We start from the raw sequence: 23610 nt of genomic DNA, 5'->3' as shown, positions 1-23610 counted from the left end.
AAGACAATGAAGACGATGGCTTGGGAAAACGGATCGCGGGCGCGGCGGCGCCGGCCTGCGAAAGAACGGCGGCCCGCCATGCAGGCCGCCGCCAACGGAAATCAATCGATGGTCGCGCCGGACTGCCTGACGACCTCGCCCCACTTCTCGCGGTCGCGCTTGACCAGCTCGGCGAACTGGGTGGGCGTGTTGAAGGCCGGCTCGGCGCCAATATTGCGCATGCGGCCGAGGATCTTCGCGTCATTCAGCGCGACCGCCAGGTCCTTGCTGATCTTCTCGGCCACCGCCGGCGGCACGCCCTTCGGCGCGAACAGCCCGAACCACGGCGTCGCGTCGAAGCCCGGCACCGGACCGGCGGCGGCCACCGTGGGCACGTCCTGCAGCGCCGGCGAGCGCTGCGCCGAGGTCACCGCCAGCGGCTTGAGCTTGCCGGCGCGAATGAATTCGAGCGAGGCGGGCAGGTTGTCGAACATCACGTCGACATTGCCGGCCATCATGTCCGAGATCGCCGGGCTGCTGCCCTTGTAGGGCACGTGGCTCATCTCGGTGTGGGTCATGCGCTGGAACAGCTCGCCGGCCAGATGGGTCGAGGTACCGTTGCCGGCCGAGGCCATATTGACCTTCTTCGGATTGGCCTTCACGTAGGCGACGAAATCGGGCAGCGACATCACCCTGGAGCGCTCGGCGAACGCGGGCGACATCACCAGCACGTTCGGCACGCGGGCGACCAGCGACACCGGCGCAAAATCGGCGACGTCGTAGGCCAGCTTGCGGTACAGCGTCGGGTTGATGGCGAACTCGCCGACCGAGCCCATCAGCAGCGTATAGCCATCGGAGGGCGCCTTCGCCGCCAGGCTGGTGCCGACGATGCCGCCGGCACCGGGACGGTTGTCGACGATGACCGGCTGGCCCCAGACCTTCGACAATTGATCGCCGATCAGCCGGGTTACCATATCGGTCGTCCCGCCCGGCGGGTACGGCACGACGATGCGGACCGCCTTGTTCGGAAAATCCTGCGCCTGCGCAATGGCTGCGGTCATCGGCACGGCCAGCGCGACTGCCGCGATGGCGGCGGGAATGCGGGACGGGTTCGTCTTTGTCATGCGGTCTCCTCCGGGGGCTCTTGCTGTGTTGGTATTGGTGTTGGTATTGGCTTTGGTATTTGCTACGGCGCCGATTCTTTCTCATCCCCGAACGGTGCTCAAGCGAGAAATTTGCCGGGGTTGATGAGAAAAACGCATCAACTTTGCCAGCCACGTCGCACCCACGTCCTGCCCACTTCGCAACCACGTTCCACCCCATCGCGCCAATGGCTTTTCGCGTCCCCAGCCTGTCCAGTCTTCGCGCCTTCGAGGCCGCCGCCTCGCATCTGAACCTGCGCCGCGCGGCCGCCGATCTCTACGTCACCGAGAGCGCGGTGTCGCGGCAGATCGCCACGCTGGAAAGCCAGCTCGGCGTGCAGCTGTTCCATCGCGTCAACCAGCGGCTGACGCTGACGCCGGCCGGCACGCTGTACAGCCGGCAGGTCCGCGAAACGCTGCGCAAGCTGCAGCGCGATACGCTGGACATCATGGCGCACGAGGGCAGCGGCGGCATCGTCGAGCTCGCATGCCTGCCGACGCTGGCGGTCGAATGGCTGATTCCGCGGCTGCCCGACTTCTACGCACGCCATCCGCAGGTGGTGCTGAACCTCACGGCGCGCTCGGACGTGTTCCTGTTCGACGGAACGGATTTCGACGCCGCCATCCACTTCGGCGAGCCGCACTACCCCGGCGCGCGCGCCGACCCGCTGTTTCCCGAGGAGTCGGTGCCGGTCTGCCATCCCGACTACTTCGGCGGCCGCAAGCGCATCCGCCCGGCCGATATCGCCGGGGCGGAGCTTTTGCATCTGTCGACGCGCCAGTTCGAGTGGGAACAGTGGATGCGCCTCGCGGGCGTCGAGGATGTCAATGCGATGCGCGGCACGCGCTACGACCACCACAGCATGGTGATCGCCGCCGCGCGCGCGAAGCTGGGCATCGGGCTGGTGCCGCGCTTCCTGGTGGAGCGCTATCTGGAGGAAGGCGAGCTGGTGATGCCGGTGCCGTTGGCGATGCCGTCATCGGGCGGGTACTACCTGGTCTATCCCGAAATGCAGCCGGTCAGCGACGCGATGTCGCGGGTGCGGGAATGGCTGCTGGAGTCGGCCTCGGAATTCGTGCGGGAGACGCAGGCGCGGGCATGATTCCCGCGGGGACATGGTTCGGGCCGGGACATGAGGCGGGCGCGGGCATGAAAAAGGCCGGCGAACCGGCCTTCGATGCTTGCGGCGCTTGCCGCGGGGCTGCCGTCAGTCGAGAAAATCGCAGTTCTTCTCGACGTAGTCGGCCAGATCCAGCGAGTGTTGCCGTACCAGCCGTTCCGCCAGTTCGGTATCGCGTTTTTCCAGCGCCTCGATGATGCGCAGATGGTCGACGATCGAGCGCGCGGCGCGGTCGCTCTGCGAGATCGTCATCTTCCGGATCGCACGGACATGGATGAAGATGTTCTTGATCGTGTCCATGATGATCTGCGACTTCGACAGCTGCACGATCGCCTGGTGGAACGCGATATTGGCGTCCGAGTATTCCTCGATATGCTCGGCCGGCGTGGTATCGCGGAAGTTGTCGAACATATGCCGCAGCCGCGAGATTTCCTCGTCGGTCGCATGCAACGTCGCCAGGCGCGCGGCCATGCTCTCGAGCGCGGCCCACATCTGGATCATTTCTACGATCTCGCGCTTGGTCTTGCGCATGATGTAGATGCCGCGGCGCGGCACCGTGCGCAGGAAGCCTTCCTGCTCCAGCAGCGTCATCGCCTCGCGGATCGGCGTGCGGCTGACACCCAGCGCTTCGCTGAGGACGCGCTCGTCCAGCCGGATCTCCTCGCGCGACTGGTAGATGTCGGCATCGGCGATCGCCTGCCGCAGCATCGCGTAGGCCTGGTCGCGCAGGCTCGCGCCGGCATTGATCGGCTGCAGGGACAGCGCCAGGCCCGGGGGAGGCGCATCTGAGGCAGTGGCGGAAGACATCTCGGCTTGACGTTGCGCGGGTTGCACGGACATGGGATCGCTCTTTCGATTTTTGTATATGGTATATCAGAACGCGTGCACCGCCACTTCGATCTGGCGGCATCGTCCAGGCGTGGCGGCGGCGCAACCGACCCGCTGCGTCGCGCCGGCCATGGTCACCGTCATGGCGGTCACCACGGTCAGCGCCATGGTGGCCGCCATGGCGGGCCCCGCCTCGCTCACGCCGCCTGCGCCATCCGCTCGCGTTGCTTGATCAGCGACAGCACCGCGTCGATCATCGGCGTGGGCTGGCCGACCAGCCGGCCCATCTCCTGCACCACCGTCAGCAGCGGGTCGATTTCCATCGCCCTGCCCGCCTCAAGATCCTGCAGCATCGAGGTCTTGTGCGCCCCCACGGCCCCCGCGCCGTCGATGCGCCGCTCGACATCGACGCGGAAATGCACGCCGAAGCGTTCGGCGATCGACTTGGCCTCGAGCATCATCTGCCTCGACAGCGCGCGCGTGCCCGGGTCGGACGTGATAACGTCCAGCGTGGCGTGGGTCAGCGCGCTGATCGGGTTGAAGCACAGATTGCCCCACAGCTTGAGCCAGATCTCGTTGCGAATGTCCTCGCGCACCGGCGCCTCCAGGTCGGCGGCGATCATCGCCTCGCTGAGCCGCAGCACCCGTTCCGAACGCGTGCCGTCGGGCTCGCCAAGCGGGAATTTCTTGCCGTAGACGTGGCGGATCACGCCCGGCGCGGCGATCTCCGCCGCAGGATACAGCACGCAGCCGATCGCCCGCTCCGGACCGAAGCCGCTCCATTGCCGGCCGCCCGGATCGACGCTCTGCAGCGTGGTACCGGCCAGCTCGCCGCCGTGCCGATAGAAATACCAGTAGGGGATGCCGTTGACGCCGGTGACGATCGCGGTATTCGGCCCCAGCAGCGGCTGCATCAGATCGACCACGCCGGGCACCGAATGCGCCTTCAGCGTGATGAACACATAGTCCTGTTCGCCGAGTTCGCGGGGGTCCGAGGTGCAGCGGACCTTTTGCACCCGCTCCTCGCCGTCGATCAGCAGCTTGACGCCGTTCGCCTGCATCGCCGCCAGATGCGGCCCGCGTGCGACGAAGCTGACGTCGACGCCCGCCCCGGCCAATTGCGCGCCGATATAGCCGCCGATGGCGCCGGCGCCGTAGATACATACCTTCATGATGGCTGTCTCCCGTGCTTTTTTGGTGAATTGATATATCACATACTATATTTCACAAGTACGGAATCACAACCTCTATTTGCGTGTGGGGCAAGCCCGAGCAAGGTCCAGCAGGCTCCAGGCAGCCTCCCAACCAGCGTCCGGCACGGTTTCAGCCCGGTCTCAGCGGCGTCTCGTCTGCTCCTTGGCACGTCTCGATCGCGTCCGTTGCGCATGTCTTCAAGTGCCGAGTGCGCCGGGACCATGCGGTACCATGCTGCGTTCTGTCGTGCCCGCGGCGTCCGGTTCCCCACAGAGCCGTCGAACTTTTTGCGCCAGCGGGCGTCTTTTCTGCAACTTCATTGAAGGCGCCAGACGCCGATTCACCGCATGCCGAAAATGAACCGACGGACCGTGCTGGTCTCCGCCGCCGCCACTGCTGCGCTCGCCGCGCTGGGCATTCCCGCCTCCGCGCTGGCCGCTGGCCGCATCAAGCTGGCCAAGGGCCAACCCTTCACCCACGAGGGCCTGGTCGAACTGGCCCGCACCATGGCAAGCCGGCCGTATGTCGCCCCGCCCTCGCCGCCGGCCGACATCCTGGCCCGCATCGACTACGAGGAACACGGCAAGATCCGCTATCGCACCGACGATGCGCTGTTTGCCGACGGTCCCGGCCAGTTCCCCGGTGACTTTCTTCCACCTGGGCACCTTCTTCCGCGTGCCGGTACGGATGCATCTGGTCGAGACCGGCGGCGCAAGTTCGGCCGGCACCGCGCGCGAGATCGTCTACGACGAGTCGTATTTCGACATGCCGGCCAACAGCCCGGCGCGCAAGCTGCCGCGCGGCAGCGGTTTCGCCGGCTTTCGCTTCCAGGAGAGCCGGCTCGGCGACCAGAAGAAGCTCGACTGGCGCAAGAACGACTGGGTCGCCTTTCTCGGCGCCTCGTACTTCCGCGCGATCGGCGAGCTCTATCAGTACGGCCTGTCGGCGCGCGGCATCGCGGTCGACGTCGCGCAGCCCGACAAGCCCGAGGAATTCCCCGCCTTCACCCATTTCTATTTCGAAGCGCCGCGCGACGGCAGCGATACCGTCACCGTGCACGCGCTGCTCGACGGGCCGAGCGTCACCGGCGCCTACCGCTTCACGATGCAGCGCGCCAAGGGCGTGGTGATGGACGTCGACTGCGCGCTGTTCCTGCGCAAGGACGTGGGCCGGCTCGGCCTGGCGCCGCTGACGTCGATGTTCTGGTACTCGGAGTCGGTCAAGCGCACCGGCGTCGACTGGCGCCCCGAGGTGCACGACTCCGACGGGCTGGCGATGTGGACCGGCGCGGGCGAGCGCATCTGGCGCCCGCTCAACAATCCGCCGCGCACCATCGCGTCGGCCTTCGGCGACGACAACCCGCGCGGCTTCGGCCTGCTGCAGCGCGACCGCAATTTCGACCACTACCAGGACGGCGTCTTCTACGAACGCCGGCCCAGCCTGTGGGTCGAGCCGCGCGAGGGCTGGGGCGCCGGCACCGTGCAGCTGATCGAGATCCCGACCGACGACGAGATTCACGACAACATCGTCGCGATGTGGGTGCCGAAGGCGCCGGCCAAGGCGGGGAGCGCCTATCGCCTGCGCTACCGCCTGCACTGGCTGGCCGACGAGCCCTACCCCACGCCGCTGGCCCGCTGCGTGGCCACGCGCATGGGCAACGGCGGCCAGCCCGGCCAGCCGCGCCCGCCGGGCGTGCGCAAGTTCATGGTCGAATTCAAGGGCGCGCCGCTCGAGGGCCTACCGTTCGGCACCAAGCCCGAGGCCGTGCTGTGGGCCTCGCGCGGCAAGTTCTCGTACATCTTCACAGAGGCCGTGCCCAACGGCGTGCCGGGCCACTGGCGCGCGCAGTTCGACCTGACCGTCGACGGCGACGAGCCGGTCGACATGCGGCTGTTCCTGCGTCTGAACGGCAAGCCGCTGTCGGAGACGTGGTTGTATCAGTACCACCCGTTCCGGACGAACGTCTGAGCGGACGACGTCGCCCCGTTTGACGCGATATCGGCAATGCCGCCATACCCAGCCTCTCCTTGGCCCGGGTTGTGCTTCAAGGGTCGATATCCCGTCAACGAGGAGAGAGATCATGCTGTTCCATCGAAATGGGCTGTGCACGGCATTGTTGGCGCTCGGCGCGGCATGGGCGACCACGGCGGGGGCGCAGCCGGCCAATGTGCCGACCGAATCCGAACGCGGCAGCGGCAGCCAGATGTCGCGCCAGCCAAAGGCCGTGACCCAGCCGTCGACCCGCGAGGGTGAGGCGATCCGGTCGAATCCGGGGGGCCTGGGCAAGCTGGGCGATCCGCTGCCCAGCGCGCCCGGTGGCAAGGACGAGCCTTCGCCACGTACCCAGGCCTCGGGTGCCGCGCCGTCGCCCCCACCGGCCCCGCTGAAGGGGCGCGAGCGCAAGGGCAGCGGCGGCGCCGCGATCGATCAGGCCCGCGAGCCCAGCACCGATCCCCCGCGAAACAGGCGCGCGTTGAGGCCGGTCACTGGCGCGCATTGAAGCTGGCCACTGGCACACGTTGAAGCTGGCCATTGGCACGCGTTAAGGCCGGCCATCGACGCGCGTCGAAGCTGCCCACTGGTGTGCGCTGATGCGGGCCACGGGCGCATGCCCAAGCCGACCACGGGCGTGCGCTGATGCGTGCCACGCGCATGCCGAAGCCGGCCACTGGCGCGCCACTGGCAGCGCCGAGCGCCCCATCGGCGCGCCCTCAGAACAGCGTGGCCGGCTTGGCGATCATCAGATAGAAGATCGCGAGGAAGCTGAACAGCGCCGGCACGCCCAGCGCGAACCACCAGCGGAAGTACCGCCAGTAGGCCGGCGGCAGCGGCGCCTGCGCGCCCGCGGCGGCGGCGGACACGGTGCGCATCCGCATCTGCAGCCAGACCACCGGCAACCAGCACGCGATGGCGACCACATAGAGCAGGATCGACACGCGCAGCCACGCCAGCTCCCACGAGAAATTGGCGATGCGCATCAGCATGTAGCCGGTCACCGGCTGCAGGACCGCCGTACTGGCGGTGAACAGCCAGTCGGCGATCACCACATGGCGCGAGGTCACCGCGACCGCGCGGCTGTCGCGCGTCAGCGTGGCGGCCAGCAGATAGAAGGCGCTGCCCACGCCGGTGCCGAACAGCAGCGTGCTGCCGACCACGTGGATCCATTTGACGATCATGTAGTCCATCGCTTGCGCTCCAGCGTACCCAGCAGCCACAGCACGGCCAGCATGGGCAGGTTCTTGGTCAGCGGACCATAGGGATGCAGCCAGAATTCGGGCAGACGCACGCTGATGATCACGGTGTAGCCGAGGATCAGCGCGGCCTGCGCGGCCCAGATCCACGGAAAGCGCCACCGCGCGGGGGCGAAGCACATCAGCCCGAACAGCAGGTCGAGCCCGGCCGCGCCGTACAGCGCCAGCGGCCGCAGCGCCTGCGGTACGCCGGCGCGTGCCAGCAAGGCATAGCTGTCCTCCACCGGATAGAGCCCCAGCGAGACGATGCCGGTGACAATCCATACCAGTGCGACGGCGGTGCGCAATATCGGCAGCTGCCAGCCGAGCACGGCCTGCGTGCGCGCGGCCTCGCGCCAGCGCGCCGGCACGAATTCGGCGACGGCACGCGGGGGCCGGCCGAGCAGCCGATGCATCGGCGCGGGGTCGCCGGTATTGCCGCGCGCGAGCATCGCCAGCGCGTCCTCGTTCAGCGGCAGCCCCGGCGCCAGCCGCGTCATCAGCGGCAGGCCGGCGCGGACCAGCGCGTCGGGCACCGGCAGCACGCGCAGCGCGCCCGGTTGCCCCAGCGCATGACGCAGTTCGGCAAGGTAGTCGCGCAGGCTCAGGGCCGTCGGTCCGACGACGGGGATGCGTCCCTGCGGCCAATCCGACCGCATTGCCGGATCGCTCCCGGGATCGCCTCCACGACCGACTCCGCGACCGCCGCTGTAATCACCACCGGAATCACAACCGGGACCACCGCCGCGACCACCACCGAGACCACCACCGAGACCACCGCCAGAACCACCGCCAGGGCCACCGCCAGGACCACCGCCAGGACCACCGCCGGGACCACCGCCAGGACCACCGCCAGAACCACCGCCAGGGCCACCGCCAGGACCACCGCCAGGACCACCGCCGGGACCACCGCCGGGACCACCGCCAGGACCACCGCCGGGACCGCCGCCGTCGGTGTCTCCGGCCATCATTACCAGCCGCACGATCGCGGCCACCACATCGTCCAGATGGACCGGCTGCACGCGCTGCCTGCCGCCCTCGGGCAACAGCAGCAGCGGCATCGTCGCCAGCGTGCCGAACATCCGCGCGCTGGTCCCGCCCGGCCCGTAGACCAGCGAGGGCTGCAGGATCGCGGCCGGCAGACCAAGGCCGGCGAGGAAATCGTCGGCGGCCTTCTTGCTCAGGTGGTACGGCGTGGTGGCCTGCTCGTCCGCGCCCAGCGCCGAGATCTGGATCACCGCGCGCACGTTGGCCTGCGCGCAGGCGGCGAACAGCGCGATCGGCGCGCGCCGATGCAGCAGTTCGAAGGTCTGCGTGCCGCGCTCGGCAAAGATGCCGACCGCATTGACGACCACGTCCACGCTGTCGAGCAGCGGCAGCCATGCCTGCGCGTCGGTCAGCGCGCCGAAATCGACGGCACGGAATTCGCATGCGCCCAGGTCGCGCGCGGCCTTCGCCGGATCGCGCACGCCGCAGAGGACCCGGCAGCCGGCCCGTGCCAGCGCCGCGGCAATCGCGGCGCCGATGAACCCGCTGGCGCCGGTCAGCAGCACCGTGGGACGCGCGGTGCCGCCGGTCGCCGCATCCCGTTCGAAGGAACCGACATGACCGCCAACATGAGCCCCATCAAGGATTTCGTTGGCCGCAGCCTGGTCTCCGGCACCAGCGCCAGTGTGCTGTCCACCATCGCCCTGGCCTGCGGCGGCCATTTCGATTGCCGCAACACGCTGGCCCCGGTCAATGCGGTCAGCCACTGGGTCTGGGGCGATCGGGCGATCCATGCCAATGGTCCGGCGTGGCGCTATACCGCGGTGGGATACGTGATCCATCATGCGATGTCGGTATTCTGGGCCGCGTTCTACGAAGCCTGGGTGGGCCGCTCACCGCAGCGGCAGCGGCCCGCGGCGGCGATCCTGGCCGGCCTCGCGGTCGCGGCGGCGGCCTGCGTGGTCGACCTGCGCCTGACGCCGAAACGGCTGACGCCGGGCTTCGAGCGGCGCCTGTCGCCGTGGTCGCTGGCGCTGGTCTACGTCGCCTTCGGACTCGCGCTGCCGCTGGTCACGCTATGCCGGCCGCGCCAGGGCCAAGATGCAAGAGCCATTCCGGCGGCGACACCGTCGGCCGGCACCAACTGACAAAAGAAAGCGGGCCCGAAGGCCCGCTGTGCGGTGCGGTATCGCCGGGCGCCGGCGGCGCGTTCTTACACGGGCTTGCAGAATTGCCACGCCGCAAGCGCCGCCGCGGCGACACGGTCAAGAAGCGGGTAAGAAGCTACATCGCCGCGCGCCCGACCTGAGCGTCAAGCGCGTCAGATCACGCCCTGCGCCAGCATGGCGTCGGCCACCTTGACGAAGCCGGCGATATTGGCGCCCTCGACATAGTTGATGTAGCCGTCGTCCTTGCGTCCGTGGTGGATGCAGTTCTGGTGGATGTCCTTCATGATGAAGTGCAGCTTGGAGTCGACCTCGGCGTGATGCCACGACAGCCGCATCGCGTTCTGCGACATCTCCAGGCCCGACGTCGCGACGCCACCGGCATTGCTGGCCTTGCCCGGCGCGTACAGGATGCGCGCGGCGAGGAAATGGTCCACCGCCTCCAGCGTCGACGGCATGTTGGCGCCCTCGGCCACGCAGAACACGCCATTGGCCAGCAGCCGCTTCGCATCCTCGCCATCGAGCTCGTTCTGCGTCGCGCACGGCAGCGCGATATCGGCCGGCACATGCCACGGCGTGCGGCCCGCCTCGAAACGCAGGCCCTGGCGCTCGGCGAAGTCCGACAGGCGGCCGCGCTCCTCGTTCTTGAACGCCATCAGCGCGGCGAGCTGCTCGTCGTTCATGCCTTCCGGATAGTGCAGCACGCCGCCCGAGTCGGACACGGTCAGCACCTTGGCGCCCAGTTCGATCGCCTTCTGCGCGGCGTACTGCGCGACGTTGCCCGAGCCCGAGATCAGCACGCGCTGGCCGTCGAAGTCGCGGCCGGTACGGTGCAGCATCTCCTGCGCGAAATAGACGGTGCCGTAGCCGGTCGCCTCGGGACGCATCAGGCTGCCGCCGAAGGCCAGGCCCTTGCCGGTAAAGACGCAGGCCGACTGGTTCGACAGCTTCTTCATCATGCCCGCCATGAAGCCGACCTCGCGGCCGCCCACGCCGATATCGCCGGCCGGCACATCGGTGTCCGCGCCGAGATGGCGATAGAGCTCGGTCATCAGCGCCTGGCAGAAGCGCATCACCTCGCCGTCCGACTTGCCCTTGGGATCGAAATCCGACCCGCCCTTGCCCCCCGCCCATCGGCAGCGTCGTCAGCGCGTTCTTGAAGGTCTGCTCGAAGCCGAGGAACTTGAGCACCGACAGGTTGACGGTCGGATGGAAGCGCATGCCGCCCTTGTAGGGGCCGATCGCCGAGCTGTGCTGCACGCGGAAGGCGCGGTTGACCTGCACTTTGCCCTGGTCGTCGGTCCATGCCACGCGGAACTGGATCACGCGCTCCGGCTCGACCAGCCGTTCCAGCAGGGCCTGGTCGGCGTAGCGCGGGTTGCGCTCGACGAACGGCCACAGGGTCATCATCACTTCCTTGACCGCCTGCTGGAACTCGGGCTGGTCAGGATCGCGCCGGGCCACGCCGGCAAGGGAAGGCATCGAGGGTCGGAAGGCTCACAGCTGTCTCTGTCGATTTTCTTGGTTCGGAGCGCGACTTTAGCACCGAAATGGTGAAATTCGACAGTCAAAAGTGTTGTGACCCGGAGCGCAAAAATGCGGAACGGCGGGTTCCGGCACCCGATTCAGGCGATCAGCAGCGCCGGTCCGCGGCGCTTCAGCGCCTCGGCCAGCGGGGCCTCCGGGGCCATGTCGCTGATCAGATAGGCCGCCTTGTCGAAGTGCCGGACCTGCACGCCGGTATGCCGGCCGTACTTGGTATGGTCGGCTACCACACAGGGCACGCTGGCCGACAGCAGCATCCGGCCGCGCAGCTCGGCGGCCGGGCGCGAATACTCGCTGACTTCGCCGTCGTTGCTGATGCCGCCGATGCCGATGAAGGCGAAGTCCGCGTGATAGCGCGACAGCTGCTCGACGGTGTCCCAGCCGTTGGTGGCGTCCTCGTTGTCCTGCAGCTCGCCGCCGAGCACGACCACGCGATTGCCGTTGCGGCGGCCGAGCAGCAGCGCGATCGACAGGTCATTGGTAAAGACCAGCAGGTTGTGGTGGCCCAGCAGCGCCTGCGCGACCGCGTGCGTGGTGGTGCCGTAGTCGATGATCACCGAGGCGCCGTCGGGCACCAGCTCGGCGGCGCGCACGCCGATGGCGCGCTTGCCCTCGGCATTGACGGCCGCCCGCGTCTGCGTATCGGCCTCGGCCCGGCTCGACGCCAGCGCACCGCCGTGGGTCAGCGTCAGCAGGCCGCGCGCGGCCAGCGCATTGAGATCGCGGCGAATGGTCTCGCGCGAGACGTCGAGCTCGCTGACCAGCTGGCTGATCTGCAGCGCGCCGCTGGCGGCCAGCTGGTCGAGGATGTATTTCTGCCGTTGTTCGGCCAGCACGGGAGCTCCGAGGCTTGTGGAAGGTGCGGGGATTTTAGCGGAGCGTTGTGACAGGACGGCAGCGGCAACTGCGCACGCTGCTTGCCGACGCACCTCTGACCTCGCCCCCTCTCACCCTTCTCACCGCACTTACCCCCACGGCATCGTGATCGACTTCAGGTTGGTGAAGCTCTTGATCGCCTCCTGCACGCCTTCCTTGTAGCCGAGCCCGGAATCCTTGATGCCGCCGAACGGCGTCAGTTCGATGCGGTAGCCGGGCACCTCCCACAGGTTGACGGTGCCGACCTGCAGCTCGTTGGCAAAGCGCGTGAAGTCGTCCATGCGGTTGGTGCAGATGCCCGACGACAGGCCAAAGGCCGTGCCGTTGGAGATGCGGATGGCCTCGTCGATGTCGCGGAACGTGATGATCGGCGAGACCGGGCCGAAGGTTTCCTCGCGCACCAGCGTCATCGCGGGATCGACGCGGTCGACCACCGTCGGCGCATAGCGCGCGCCGTCGCGCTGGTTGCCGATCAAGAGCCGCGCGCCCTGCGCCACCGCCTCGTTGACGCGGGCCTCGAACAGCGCTGCGGCCTGCGCATCGATCACCGTGCCCATGTCGACGCCGCGGTCCATCGGGTCGCCGTATTTCCACGCCCGCGTCTTCTCGACCACCAGCTCGGTAAATCGGGCGGCGACGGCCTGATGCACCAGCATGCGCTTGACCGCGGTACAGCGCTGGCCGGAGTTCTTGTACGAGCCCTGCACCGCCAGGTCCGAGGCGCGCTCGAGGTCGGCGTCGTCCATCACGATCAGCGGATCGTTGCCGCCCAGCTCCAGCACCACGCGCTTGTAGCCGGCCTTGGCCGCGATGTACTTGCCGATCGCCACGCCGCCGGTGAAGGTGATCAGGTCCACCGCCGGATGCGTGATCAGCTCGTCCGCGATCTCGGCCGGATCGCCGGTCAGCACCTGCAGCATCTGCGGCGGCAGCCCCGCTTCGTACAACAGATCGGCCAGGTAGTACGCGGACAGCGGCACCTTCTCCGAGGGCTTGAGCACCATCCGGTTGTTGGTGGCAATCGACGGCGCGACCTTGTGCGCGACCTGGTTCATCGGGTGGTTGAACGGCGTGATCGCGGTGATCACGCCCAGCAGCGGCTCGCGCTGCGTCATCACCCGGCGCTTCTTGCCGTGCGGCGTCAAATCGCACGAGAACATCTGGCCGTCGTCGCGCAGCGCCTCGTTGGCGGCGAAGTTCAGCACGTCGGCGACGCGGCCGATCTCGTACAGCGAATCCTTCTTCGACAGCCCCGACTCGAGCGTGATCAGGTCCGAGGCCGGCTCGGTGCGCTCGCGCAGCAGCGCCGCGGCGCGATTGAGGATCGCGGCGCGCTCGTAGCGCGTCAGCGTCGAGCGATAGGCGCGCGCCACCGCGTAGGCGCGCCGCACGTCCTCGACGGTCGCCTTCGGCACCGTGCCGACCAGCGTGCCGTCGTAGGGATTGCGCACGTCGATGACGCGGTCGCGCACGACCTTCTCGCCGTCGATGCGCAGCGCTTCGGCGCGGAAATGCGGGCTGACCGGGGCGGCGGGAAACTGGGGGGCGTTCATGTTCGGGCTCCGTGAGGTGCAGGCAAAGGGGGCGATGCGGTTCAGGCCAGGCTGAGGCCGGGCCGGGCCGGATCAATGCAGATGATTCAGCGCGACATCGAAGATGTCGAAGTTGCGCAGCACCGCCTTGCCGGGAATGCCGGCGGTGGGACGGTTGAACAGCAGCGGCACGGTCTGCTCCGACACGCCGCCGTGCGAGCGCAGCGGCGCGTCCAGTCCGCTCAGGTCGTGGCGGCTGCGGCTGGTGCCCAGCACCACATGCTTGCCGCTGATCACCACCAGATCGCCGACGCGATCTGGCGGCAGCTCGAAGCGCGCGCAGGCCTCGGCATTGTCGAGCACCGCTTCGACGCCCTCGATATCGCCGAGCTTCGCCTTCAACGCGGCGGCGTCGCCGGCGGTGGCATCGTCGGGCAGATAGACAGTCGCGTACGAACCGAGCGCGCCGTGGTGGACGACATAGGGATCGGTGATCGGCAGGATCACGCGCGCGCCGCCCTGCTCCACGCCGCGGCCGAGCCAGGCATCGAGCCGGTCCTGCAGGAAGACCACGTTCGGGGCCTTGGTCTGGGCGTCGTGCTTGGCGTTCATGCCGTGGTCGGCGGTCAGCGCCACCACGCAGCCCAGCTCGTCGAGCCGCGCCAGGTAGCGGTCCATCATCGCGTAGAAGGCGTTGGCGCCGTCCGACCCCGGGGCGAACTTGTGCTGGATATAGTCGGTCGTCGACAGATACATCAGGTCGGGACGCCGCGTCTCCATCAGCCGCACGCCGGCGGCGAACACGAATTCCGACAGCTCGGCGCTGTAGACGCTGGGCACCGGCATGCCGACCAGTTCCAGCACGTTGTCGATGCCGTTCTCTTCCACGCTGGCCTGGTCCGCTTTTTCCGACGAGAAGCAGATGCCGCGCAGCCCATGGCCCAGCAGCCGACGCAGCTTGTCCTTGGCGGTGACCACGGCGACGCTGGCGCCCGCTTCGGCGAACGCCGCGAGGATGGTGCCGGCGCGCAGGTACTTCGGGTCGTTCATCATCACTTCCTCGCCGCGGCCGCCATTGGCCGTGCGATCGAAGAAGTAGTTGCCGCAGATGCCGTGCACCGACGGCGGCGCGCCGCAGACGATCGACAGATTGTTCGGGTTGGTGAAGGTCGGCACCACGCAGGCGCCGCGAAACGCCGCGCCGTCGGCCAGCAGCCGCTTCAGATAAGTCGCCTTGCCGCTGGCGGCGGCTGCTTCCAGATAGTCGAACTCGCAACCGTCGACGCAGACCACCACCACGGGCTGCTGCATCCATCGGTAGGTGCGCTGGTTGACGGTCACGGCGGGCTTGCCGGGCGAGGAGTCGGAGCGAGGGGCGGGCATGTCGGGGTCCTGTGCGGAAAAAGTCGTGAGAGTCGTAAGGGACAGGCGCGTAAGGGCTGTAAGGGGTGTAAGGAGCGTAAGGGCCGGCAGGCGCGCGGCCGGGGGCCCGCGCCTGCAGATGGATTGGATCAGGCGGCGCCCGGCGGCGCAGCGGCCCCCGATGTCGCGTCGGAGCCAGTGCCGGTGCCGGCGTCAATGCCGGTGCCGGCCCCGGCTTGGCCCTGCACCGCCGCATGCAGCCGCGCGCGGCCGCGCTCGACGTGTTCGCGCATCAGCCGGCCGGCCAGCTCGGGATCGCGCGAGGCGATCGCCGAGACGATGTCGCGATGCTCGCGCGTCGAGGTCGGCATCGCGGTCGGCGCGGCGGACAGTGCTTCCCTCCGGTACAGCGTCAATTCCTTGACCAGGCGGCGATAGGTCTCCAGCAGCTTGCCGTTGCCGGCCAGCTCCACCATGCGATCGTGGAAGGCGAAGTTCAGCCGCGCATATTCGTCGAGGTCGCGCGCCGCGCTGGCGGCGCCCAGCGCCTCGATCATCGCGCGCAGTTCGCGCAGCGCCTCGGGCGTGATGCGCTGGGCCAGCTGCCGGCCGACGTATTCGTCCAGCACGGCGCGCAGCGCATAGATTTCGTCCGCCTCGTGCAGGGACACCGAGCGGACAAAGACGCCGCGGTTCTTTTCGGTACGCAGCAGCCCGGTCTGTTCGAGCGCGCGAAAGGCCTCGCGCACGGGACCGCGCGACACGTTCAGCTCGCCGGCCAGCTCGATCTCGTTGAGCTTGTCGCCCGGCGCGAGCTCTCCCGCGGTGATACGCCGCTCCAGCTCACGCTGCACCAGCGACGTCAGCGACTGGCTCTGCAGGATTTCGATTTCGCTCGACAGCGGCGCTTGGCGGGACATGAAGACTCCTGACACGGGATGGCGGTGCACGCGCCGCGCATTCATTTCCACCGTCTTTTGGGCCCGGCTGGCGTGCGTGCATTTCCTGGTTGCGATTAAAGCAAGCGGTTTGTATATTGTCAACAAACCAAGACGCCGACGAGCGCGAAATCGGGGAGACTGGGCGGATTCGTTTGGGCATATGTCTCGCAAGCGTTGCTGCACAAGGGTTTAAGGTGATTCACGGTGGTGCACGGGTCTGGCCACGCACTGCAACTAATTCACCAAATTGACACAACTCAGCACATACAATGCCGCAAGGAGCCCCACAATGAGAACCGCCATGACACTCGCCAAGCAAGCCCTCGCCGCCAGCGCCGCCCTTCTTCTGGCCGGTGCCGCATTCGCGCAGAAGACCACGCTGACCGTCTACACCGCCTGGGAAACCGAGACGCTGAAGCCCTACGCGGAGGGGTTCGCCAAGGTCGCGCCCGATATCGAGCTGAAGTACGTCCGCGACTCGACCGGCGTGATCACCGCCAAGGCGCTGGCCGAGAAGGCCAATCCGCAGGCCGACGTGATCGCCGGCCTGGCCGCCTCGAGCCTGGAGCTGCTCAAGCAGGAAGGCATGCTGCAGCCCTATACGCCCAAGGGCTTCGAACGCCTGACGCGCGACTACAGCGACAAGGCGACGCCGCCCTCGTGGCTCGGCCTGGACGTCTGGGGCGCGACGGTGTGCTTCAACACCATCGAAGCAAAGAAGCGCAATCTGCCCAAGCCCGAGACGTGGCGCGATCTGACGAAGCCGATCTACAAGGGCATGATCGTGATGCTCAACCCGGCCTCGTCGGGCACCGGCTTTCTCGACGTGACCGCGTGGCTGCAGCTGTTCGGCGAGCAGGAAGGCTGGAAGTACATGGACGCGCTGCACGAGAACATCGCCCAGTACACGCATTCCGGCTCGAAGCCGTGCAAGCAGGCCGGCGCCGGCGAATTCCCGATCGGCATCTCGTTCGAGCTGCGCGCGCACAAGACCAAGGCAGCGGGCGCGCCGATCGACATCATCTTCCCGCGCGAAGGACTGGGCTACGACATCGAGGCCGCCGCCATCGTCAAGGGCACACGGAAGCAGGAGGCCGCGCAGCGCTATCTGGACTGGCTCGCCAGCAAGGAAGCCAACGAGCTGTTCGCGCGCGACTGGGCCATCGTGGCCTACCCCGGCGTGGCCCGCAAGATCGACACGATTCCGGCCGACTACGAAAAGATGCTGGTCAAGAACGACTTCAGCCATATCGCGAAGAACCGCGAGCGCGTGCTGGCCGAATGGCAGAAGCGCTACAGCGCCAAGGCGGAAAAGCAGTAAGCAGCGGCAGGCAGCAGGGCATCGCGCTTGCCGGCCACTCGCCGCCCGCCGAACCCGACCGCTGCATCCGCCCGCCGCACTGAACAGACGCATCCACCAGACGCGCCGCCCCCGTCCGACTCGATGGAGCCCACACCCATGACCACGTCCCCCACCAGGCACGACAGTTATCTGAGCCTGAAAGGCATCCAGAAGCGGTTCGGCGGCGCCGACGGCTTCACCGCGCTGCGCCATATCGACCTCGACGTGCGCGAGGGCGAGCTGCTGTGCTTCCTCGGCCCGTCCGGCTGCGGCAAGACCACGCTGCTGCGGATCATCGCCGGTCTCGAATCGCAGACCGCCGGCACCATCCTGCAGGCGGGCCGCGACATCTCGACGCTGCCGCCGATGGAGCGCGACTACGGCATCGTGTTCCAGTCGTATGCGCTGTTCCCCAACCTGACGGTCGCGGACAACGTCGCCTACGGGCTGGTCAATCGCCGCATGCCGCGCGAGCAGCGGCGCGCGCGCGTGGCCGAACTGCTGACGCTGGTCGGCCTGCCCGAGCGCGGTGCGCAATACCCGAGCCAGTTGTCGGGCGGGCAGCAGCAGCGCGTGGCGATCGCACGGGCGCTGGCCACCTCGCCGGGCCTGCTGCTGCTCGACGAGCCGCTGTCCGCGCTGGATGCCCGCGTGCGGGTGAGGCTGCGCAGCGAGATCCGGGCGCTGCAGCAGCGGCTGAACATCACCACCATCCTGGTCACGCACGACCAGGAGGAAGCGCTGTCGATGGCGGACCGCATCGTCGTGATGAACCAGGGCGCGATCGAGCAGATCGGCACGCCGGCGCAGATCTACCAGCGCCCGGCCACGCCGTTCGCCGCCGATTTCGTCGGCAAGACCAATATGCTGCCGGCGACCGTGGACAGCGACGGCCATCTGCGGCTGGGCGAACGCCGCCTGCAATGCATCGCGCCGCCGGGCTGCTGCGCCGACGACACCGTGCAGGTCTTCTTCCGGCCCGAGGACGTCTGCGTGCGCGGCTGCGATCAGCAGGGCGAAAACGTGCTCGACGCCACCGTCGACAAGATCGAGTTCCTCGGTGCCTTTTCGCGGCTGACGCTGAAGCTGGCGGACGGTGCCGGCGCGTCGGCGCCGCTCTATGCCGACCTGTCGCTCAACGACATGCACGAACTGCGTCCCAGCGCGGGCGATCCGCTGCGCCTGGCCATTCCCGCCGACCGCCTGCGAGTGTTCCGTCAGCCATGAGCCTGCTCCTGTCCAAGGCCACCGTGCCGCCCGTTCCGTCCCTTCCGCCCGTTCCGTCGGCCGCGCCCGTGCCGCCGCTATCCCCCTTCCGCCGCGCCCGGCATCGCCCTCGGCGCGGTCCGTACCCACTGGACCGACCGCATTGCGCAGGCGCTGCTGTGGGCTGCCGCGCTGGCGCTGCTGTGCTTCGTGCTGGCGCCGATCGTGATGATCCTCGCCAAGAGCGTGCAGAACCGCGACGGCACGCTGGCCGGCATCGCGCATTTCCGCACGTATCTGGCCACGCCCGCGCTGTGGCATTCGGTCTGGAACAGCGTCTGGGTATCGACGCTGGCCACCGCCATCACGGTGCCGATCGCCTTCACCTTTGCCTATGCGCTGACGCGCAGCCGCATCGGCGCCAAGGGCCTGCTGCGCAATCTCGCGCTGATTCCGCTGCTGGCGCCATCGCTGCTGGCGGCGATCTCCTTCATCTACTGGTTCGGCAACCAGGGGCTGCTCAAGCCCTATATGGGCGAGCTGCAGATCTACGGGCCGCTCGGCGTGGTCGGCGCGCTGGTGTTCGCGACCTTCCCGCACGCGCTGATGATCCTGATCACGGCGCTGTCGCTGACCGATGCACGGCTGTACGAGGCGGCCGACGCGCTGGGCACGTCCACCGTGCGCAAGTTCTTCACGATCACCGTGCCCGCCGCACGCTATGGCCTGGTCAGCGCCGCGATGGTGGTGTTCACCTATGCGATCTCGGACTTCGGCATTCCGAAGGTGATCGGCGGCAACTTCCACATGCTGGCCACCGACATCTACAAGCTGGTGATCGGCATGCAGGACTTCTCGCAGGGCGCGGTGGTCGCGCTGATGCTGCTGGTGCCGGTGTTGGTCACGTACTGCATTGACGCGCGCGTGCAGCGCCGCCAGATGGCGCAGATGTCGGCCCGCTCGGTGCCCTACGTGCCGCGCCGCAGCCGCCGCTTCGACCTGGCGATGGCGGCGTTCTGCTGGCTGGTCGCCGCGCTGATGGTCGCCGTGATGGGCATGGCGATCTACGCGTCGTTCGTCAAGCTGTGGCCCTACAACTTCTCGCTGTCGCTGAACCACTACCGGGTCGGCCTGGTGGAAGGCGGCGTCGTCGCTTCGTACTTCAACAGCCTGAAGCTGGCGCTGGCCTGCGCGCTGATCGGTCCGGTCTTCATCTTCACCACGGCCTATCTGCTGGAGAAGACGCGTGGCCTGCAGTGGCTGCGCGGCTTCGTGCGGCTGATGGCGGTGCTGCCGATGGGCGTGCCGGGGCTGGTGCTGGGACTGGGCTATATCTTCTTCTTCGTGCCGGCCGCCAATCCGCTCAACGTCCTGTACCAGACGCTGGGCATCCTGGTGCTGGTCACCATCGTCCACTACTACGCGTCCTGCCATCTGACGGCGGTCACGGCCCTCAAGCAGCTCGACGGCGAGTTCGAGGCGGTGTCGGCCTCGCTGAAGGTGCCGTTCTACACGACCTTCCTGCGCGTAACGGTGCCGGCCTGCCTGCCCGCGATCGTCGAGATTTCGCGCTACCTGTTCATCAATGCGATGACCACCGTGTCCGCGGTGGTGTTCCTGTACGGCACCGATACCAAGCTCGCCTCGGTCGAGATCGTCAATCTGGACGAGTCCGGCGATATCGGCCCGGCCGCCGCGATGGCCACGCTGGTCGTGCTGACCTGCGCCACCGCCTGCCTCGCCTACTACGGCCTGCAGCGCTGGCTCGAGCGCCGCACCCAGGCCTGGCGCGGCGCCGACGAACGCGACTGAACCGAACAACCACCACACGATTCCCGCTCCGCCACCCCCTGCCAGGAGATTCGACCATGATTCGCGGCAACGACCCCATTCTGCTGACGCCCGGCCCCCTGACCACCTCGCTCGCGACCAAGCAAGCCATGCTGCGCGACTGGGGCTCGTGGGACGCCGCCTTCAACGCCATCACCGGCAGCCTGTGCGAGGATCTCGTGCGCATCGTGCACGGCGAAGGCACGCACGTCTGCGTGCCGATGCAGGGCAGCGGCACGTTCTCCGTCGAGGCGGCGATCGCCAATGTGGTCCCGCGCGACGGCAAGGTGCTGGTGCCGCAGAACGGCGCCTATTGCCAGCGCATCCTGAAGATCTGCAAGGCGATCGGCCGCGCCTGCGTCGAACTGCCGATTCCCGAAGACCAGCCCGCCAGCGCCGCGGCGATCGAGGCCGCGCTCGCCGCGGACCCGTCGATCACCCATGTGGCCCAGGTCCATTGCGAGACCGGCGCCGGCGTGCTCAATCCCCTGCCGGAGATCGCGCAGCTATGCGCGCGCCTCGGCAAGGGGCTGATCGTCGATGCGATGAGCTCGTTCGGCGCGATCGAGATCGATGCGCGCACGATGCCGTTCGACGCGCTGGTGGCGGCCACCGGCAAATGCATCGAGGGCGTGCCCGGCATGGGCTTCGTGCTTGTCAGGAAGAACGTGCTCGAGGCCAGCCAGGGCAACAGCCATTCGCTGGCGCTGGATCTGTACGACCAGTACGTCTATATGCAGAAGACCACGCAGTGGCGCTTCACGCCGCCCACGCACGTGGTCGCGGCCTTCCGCGCGGCGCTGGACCAGTATCTGGGCGAGGGTGGACAGGCGGTGCGCGGCGAGCGCTATCGCCGCAACTGCGCCGCGCTGATCGACGGCATGCGCGAGCTGGGCTTTCGCCCCTTCCTGCGTCCGGAGGTGCAGGCACCGATCATCGTCACCTTCCACGCGCCGGACGATCCGCGCTATGACTTCAAGACCTTCTATGCGAAAGTGCGCGAGCGCGGCTATATCCTCTATCCCGGCAAGCTGACGCAGGTCGAGACTTTCCGCGTCGGCTGCATCGGCGCGATCGACGACAACGAGATGCGCAACGTGGTGTCGGCGATCGGGCTGACGCTGCGGGAGATGGGCATCGACATGGCGGCGCAGCTGGCCAAGGCGGCCTGAGCCCCGGCGCTCGCCACGGATCCCACCGAACCCACCGATCCCGCCGCTCCGCTCGCCACGCATTGCACCGATCGACTTTCCGGCCGGCCCCGGCAGCCCGCGCGCACGATGCGAGCTGCCGGGCCGGCCGTGCCAATTCCCCGACAGGGCCAGCATGACCCTTCCCGCCGACTTCCACTGGATGGCGTTCGTCGCCGTGATGCTGTCCGCCGTGATGCACGCCTCATGGAATGCGATCGTCAAGATCGGCGGCGACCGCCTGTCGTCGATGGCGCTGATCGACACCTTCTGCCTGCTGGCGGCGCTGCCCTTCCTGCTGGTGGTACCGCTGCCCGCGCCGGCGGTCTGGCCCTTCCTGCTGGCGACGGTCTGCCTGGAGGTCGTCTACAAGCTGTCCCTGGTCGCGGCCTACAACCGTGGCGACTTCAGCCAGGCCTATCCGCTGATGCGCGGTTGCGCGCCGATGATGGTCGCGTTGCTGCTGCTGGCGATGGGCAGCGAGCGGCTGGGCCCGGGCGGCTACGCCGGCATCGCGCTGATCTGCTGCGGACTGGTCAGCCTGGTGCGCTGGCGCACGCAGTCGCCGCAGCTGATGGGATTCGCGCTGCTGGCCGGGGCGTGCCTCGCGGGCGGCACGGTGATCGACGGCACCGCGGTCAAGCGCCACGGCGAGGTGTTTTCGTACATCGTCTGGCTGCAGACGCTGTCGCACCTGTTCATGCCGAGCTATGCGGCGGTCCGCCGGGGCCGCACGCTGCTGACGCTGCTGCGCACCGAGTGGAAGCGCGCGTGGATCGGCGGCATCAACCGGGTCGGCTCGTACGCGCTGATGCTGTGGGCGATGACGCTGGCACCGGTGGCCAAGCTCGCCGCGCTGCGCGAATCGAGCGTGATCTTCGCCGCGCTGCTGGGCTACTTCCTGCTGCGCGAGCCATTCGACCGGCGGCGGTTGATGGCGACGGCGCTGGTGCTGGCGGGGATCGTGACGTTGCAGCTGGCACGATAAGGTCCCAGCAGAGGCAGGGTCCGAGGAGCGGCGTCCTGCCGCGCCATACCGCGGTCTCATGGCGGCTCACCCCATCCGGAAGTACAATCGCTTTGTCTCGTTTTCCGGAACGGAGGAATCGCTTTGAAAACCGCCACCACCGCCGCGGCATCCGCTCCGCGCGCGCGCGGGGCCGCCAAGGCCAACTCGGCCGCCGCGGCCAAGGCCGCCGAGCGGCCCGCCCCGGTGCCGCCCCCGCCCTCGCCCAGCGAAGCCGCCAACGACCGTGGCGACACGCCCACGCTGCGCGCCTTCGCGCTGCTCGAATTCCTGGTCGCCGCCGACCGGCCGCTGACGCTGGCGGAGATCATGCAGGGCTTCGAGGCGCCCAAGGCCTCGCTGCACCGGATGCTGGGCGCGCTCGAAGCGGGCGGGCTGGTGATCCGTGAACCGGGCGCGCGCAACGCCTACGCGGTCGGACCGCGGCTGGCTCGGCTGGGCGTGGCCATCGTCACGCACTCCGGCACCCGTCAGTTGCGCCACGCGATCCTGTCGCGGCTGGTCGAGGACATCGGCGAGACCGTCAACCTGACCATGCTGCACGAAAGCGCGGTGCTGTATCTGGACCGCATGGAGGCCCCGTGGCCGCTGCGGCTGGACTTGAAGCCCGGCTCCCACGTGCCGCTGCACTGCTCGGCCAGCGGCAAGCTGCTGCTCGGATTGCTGCCGCGCGAGCAGCGCCGCGCGCTGGTGAAGCAATTGCCGCTGGAACGCTTCACGCAGAACACCATCACCGATGTCGAACTGCTCGAGGCGGAGCTGGACCGCTGCGCCCACAAGCAGATCGGCGTCGACAACGAGGAGTTCGTCGCCGGCATCAGCTGCGTCGCGGTGCCGGTGCGCGACGAGCGCGGCCAGGTGGTGGCCGCCCTCGCGGTCCATGCGCCGACGGTGCGCTCGCCGCTGTCGCGTTCGCTGGAATTCGTGCCGCGGCTGCAGCAGGCGGCAAGGGATCTGGCATCGACGTTCTGAGGAAGGCGAGCGCGCGGGGCTGCCATCTCGCGCGACGTCTCGACATCCCTTTTGCATTCCCTCGCCCGCTTGCGAGACAGGGCAGGGAGAGGGCAACCACGCGGCGTCGAACGATGGCGCTGCATCGAGCGGCGTTTTCC

At 68.1% G+C, this 23610-nt stretch carries 19 protein-coding genes and 2 pseudogenes; 10 read left to right on the top strand and 11 right to left on the bottom strand.

Features of this window, described 5'->3' with window-relative positions; genetic code table 11:
- Positions 1-101: 101 nt before the first annotated feature.
- The gene (locus tag OJJOAM_RS20810; protein WP_422649670.1) at positions 102-1103 is read right to left on the bottom strand and encodes a Bug family tripartite tricarboxylate transporter substrate binding protein; all 1002 of its coding nucleotides are present in this window, start codon (positions 1101-1103) and stop codon (positions 102-104) included.
- Between the two features lie 206 nt (positions 1104-1309).
- Between OJJOAM_RS20810 and OJJOAM_RS20805 the strand changes: the two genes are divergently transcribed.
- Positions 1310-2224 carry a LysR substrate-binding domain-containing protein gene (locus tag OJJOAM_RS20805; protein WP_422649669.1) on the top strand — a complete coding sequence of 305 codons (915 nt, stop codon included), beginning with the start codon at positions 1310-1312 and terminating at the stop codon, positions 2222-2224.
- Between the two features lie 105 nt (positions 2225-2329).
- Here OJJOAM_RS20805 and OJJOAM_RS20800 read toward each other — a convergent pair whose 3' ends face one another.
- From OJJOAM_RS20800 to OJJOAM_RS20790, 3 genes are all read right to left on the bottom strand, one after another.
- The gene (locus tag OJJOAM_RS20800; protein WP_023263628.1) at positions 2330-3049 is read right to left on the bottom strand and encodes a GntR family transcriptional regulator; all 720 of its coding nucleotides are present in this window, start codon (positions 3047-3049) and stop codon (positions 2330-2332) included.
- Between the two features lie 66 nt (positions 3050-3115).
- Positions 3116-3250: a hypothetical protein gene (locus OJJOAM_RS20795; protein WP_422649668.1), complete on the bottom strand. Its 135-nt coding sequence runs from the start codon at positions 3248-3250 to the stop codon at positions 3116-3118.
- Between the two features lie 17 nt (positions 3251-3267).
- On the bottom strand, positions 3268-4242 hold the full coding sequence (locus OJJOAM_RS20790; protein ID WP_149316245.1) for a 2-dehydropantoate 2-reductase: 975 nt from the start codon (positions 4240-4242) through the stop codon (positions 3268-3270).
- 369 nt (positions 4243-4611) lie between these two features.
- Between OJJOAM_RS20790 and OJJOAM_RS20785 the strand changes: the two are divergent.
- Together OJJOAM_RS20785 and OJJOAM_RS20780 are read left to right on the top strand one after the other, a co-directional pair.
- Positions 4612-6232 (top strand): annotated as a pseudogene (locus OJJOAM_RS20785) (glucan biosynthesis protein).
- Between the two features lie 112 nt (positions 6233-6344).
- A complete protein-coding gene (locus tag OJJOAM_RS20780; protein WP_422649667.1) occupies positions 6345-6764 on the top strand; it encodes a hypothetical protein in 420 nt (139 codons plus the stop codon).
- Between the two features lie 211 nt (positions 6765-6975).
- Here the strand turns inward: OJJOAM_RS20780 and OJJOAM_RS20775 are convergent, their stop codons facing one another.
- Both OJJOAM_RS20775 and OJJOAM_RS20770 read right to left on the bottom strand, forming a co-directional pair.
- Positions 6976-7449 (bottom strand): DUF2269 family protein, encoded by a 474-nt coding sequence (locus OJJOAM_RS20775; RefSeq protein ID WP_422649666.1) that lies wholly within the window; start codon positions 7447-7449, stop codon positions 6976-6978.
- Complete coding sequence (locus OJJOAM_RS20770; RefSeq protein ID WP_422649665.1) at positions 7437-9047, bottom strand: SDR family oxidoreductase; 1611 nt, start codon at positions 9045-9047, stop codon at positions 7437-7439. Before OJJOAM_RS20770 ends, OJJOAM_RS20775 begins: the two co-directional genes overlap by 13 nt.
- 51 nt (positions 9048-9098) lie before the next feature.
- On the opposite strand from OJJOAM_RS20770, the gene OJJOAM_RS20765 reads away from it, so the two are divergent.
- Positions 9099-9629: a hypothetical protein gene (locus OJJOAM_RS20765; RefSeq protein ID WP_422649664.1), complete on the top strand. Its 531-nt coding sequence runs from the start codon at positions 9099-9101 to the stop codon at positions 9627-9629.
- Between the two features lie 173 nt (positions 9630-9802).
- Here OJJOAM_RS20765 and gdhA read toward each other — a convergent pair.
- The 5 genes and pseudogenes from gdhA to OJJOAM_RS20740 form a co-directional block, all read right to left on the bottom strand.
- A pseudogene (gene gdhA, locus OJJOAM_RS20760) lies at positions 9803-11148 on the bottom strand (NADP-specific glutamate dehydrogenase).
- A gap of 124 nt (positions 11149-11272) precedes the next feature.
- Positions 11273-12028, bottom strand: coding sequence for a DeoR/GlpR family DNA-binding transcription regulator (locus OJJOAM_RS20755; protein ID WP_422649663.1), 756 nt, complete (start codon positions 12026-12028; stop codon positions 11273-11275).
- 129 nt (positions 12029-12157) lie between these two features.
- Positions 12158-13621 (bottom strand): phosphonoacetaldehyde dehydrogenase, encoded by a 1464-nt coding sequence (phnY, locus tag OJJOAM_RS20750; RefSeq protein WP_422649662.1) that lies wholly within the window; start codon positions 13619-13621, stop codon positions 12158-12160.
- Positions 13622-13693: 72 nt separating this feature from the next.
- The gene (phnA, locus tag OJJOAM_RS20745) at positions 13694-14983 is read right to left on the bottom strand and encodes a phosphonoacetate hydrolase (protein ID WP_422649661.1); all 1290 of its coding nucleotides are present in this window, start codon (positions 14981-14983) and stop codon (positions 13694-13696) included.
- Positions 14984-15111: 128 nt separating this feature from the next.
- Positions 15112-15882: a phosphonate utilization associated transcriptional regulator gene (locus OJJOAM_RS20740; RefSeq protein ID WP_422649660.1), complete on the bottom strand. Its 771-nt coding sequence runs from the start codon at positions 15880-15882 to the stop codon at positions 15112-15114.
- Positions 15883-16192: 310 nt separating this feature from the next.
- Between OJJOAM_RS20740 and OJJOAM_RS20735 the strand changes: the two genes are divergently transcribed.
- The 6 genes from OJJOAM_RS20735 (at position 16193) to OJJOAM_RS20710 (ending at position 23470) form a co-directional block, all read left to right on the top strand.
- Positions 16193-17224 (top strand): putative 2-aminoethylphosphonate ABC transporter substrate-binding protein, encoded by a 1032-nt coding sequence (locus OJJOAM_RS20735; RefSeq protein WP_422649659.1) that lies wholly within the window; start codon positions 16193-16195, stop codon positions 17222-17224.
- Between the two features lie 138 nt (positions 17225-17362).
- Positions 17363-18472, top strand: coding sequence for a putative 2-aminoethylphosphonate ABC transporter ATP-binding protein (locus OJJOAM_RS20730; RefSeq protein ID WP_422649658.1), 1110 nt, complete (start codon positions 17363-17365; stop codon positions 18470-18472).
- Positions 18473-18574: 102 nt separating this feature from the next.
- On the top strand, positions 18575-20263 hold the full coding sequence (locus OJJOAM_RS20725) for a putative 2-aminoethylphosphonate ABC transporter permease subunit (protein ID WP_422650999.1): 1689 nt from the start codon (positions 18575-18577) through the stop codon (positions 20261-20263).
- Between the two features lie 56 nt (positions 20264-20319).
- Complete coding sequence (locus tag OJJOAM_RS20720) at positions 20320-21453, top strand: 2-aminoethylphosphonate--pyruvate transaminase (RefSeq protein WP_422649657.1); 1134 nt, start codon at positions 20320-20322, stop codon at positions 21451-21453.
- A 154-nt stretch (positions 21454-21607) separates the two neighbouring features.
- Positions 21608-22459, top strand: coding sequence for an EamA family transporter (locus tag OJJOAM_RS20715; RefSeq protein WP_226106118.1), 852 nt, complete (start codon positions 21608-21610; stop codon positions 22457-22459).
- Between the two features lie 225 nt (positions 22460-22684).
- A complete protein-coding gene (locus OJJOAM_RS20710; protein ID WP_149316507.1) occupies positions 22685-23470 on the top strand; it encodes an IclR family transcriptional regulator in 786 nt (261 codons plus the stop codon).
- Positions 23471-23610 lie beyond the last annotated feature (140 nt).

The organism is Cupriavidus sp. H18C1, from assembly GCF_049311595.1.
Lineage (GTDB): Bacteria > Pseudomonadota > Gammaproteobacteria > Burkholderiales > Burkholderiaceae > Cupriavidus > Cupriavidus cauae.
This window is presented reverse-complemented; position numbering and strand designations above follow the sequence as displayed.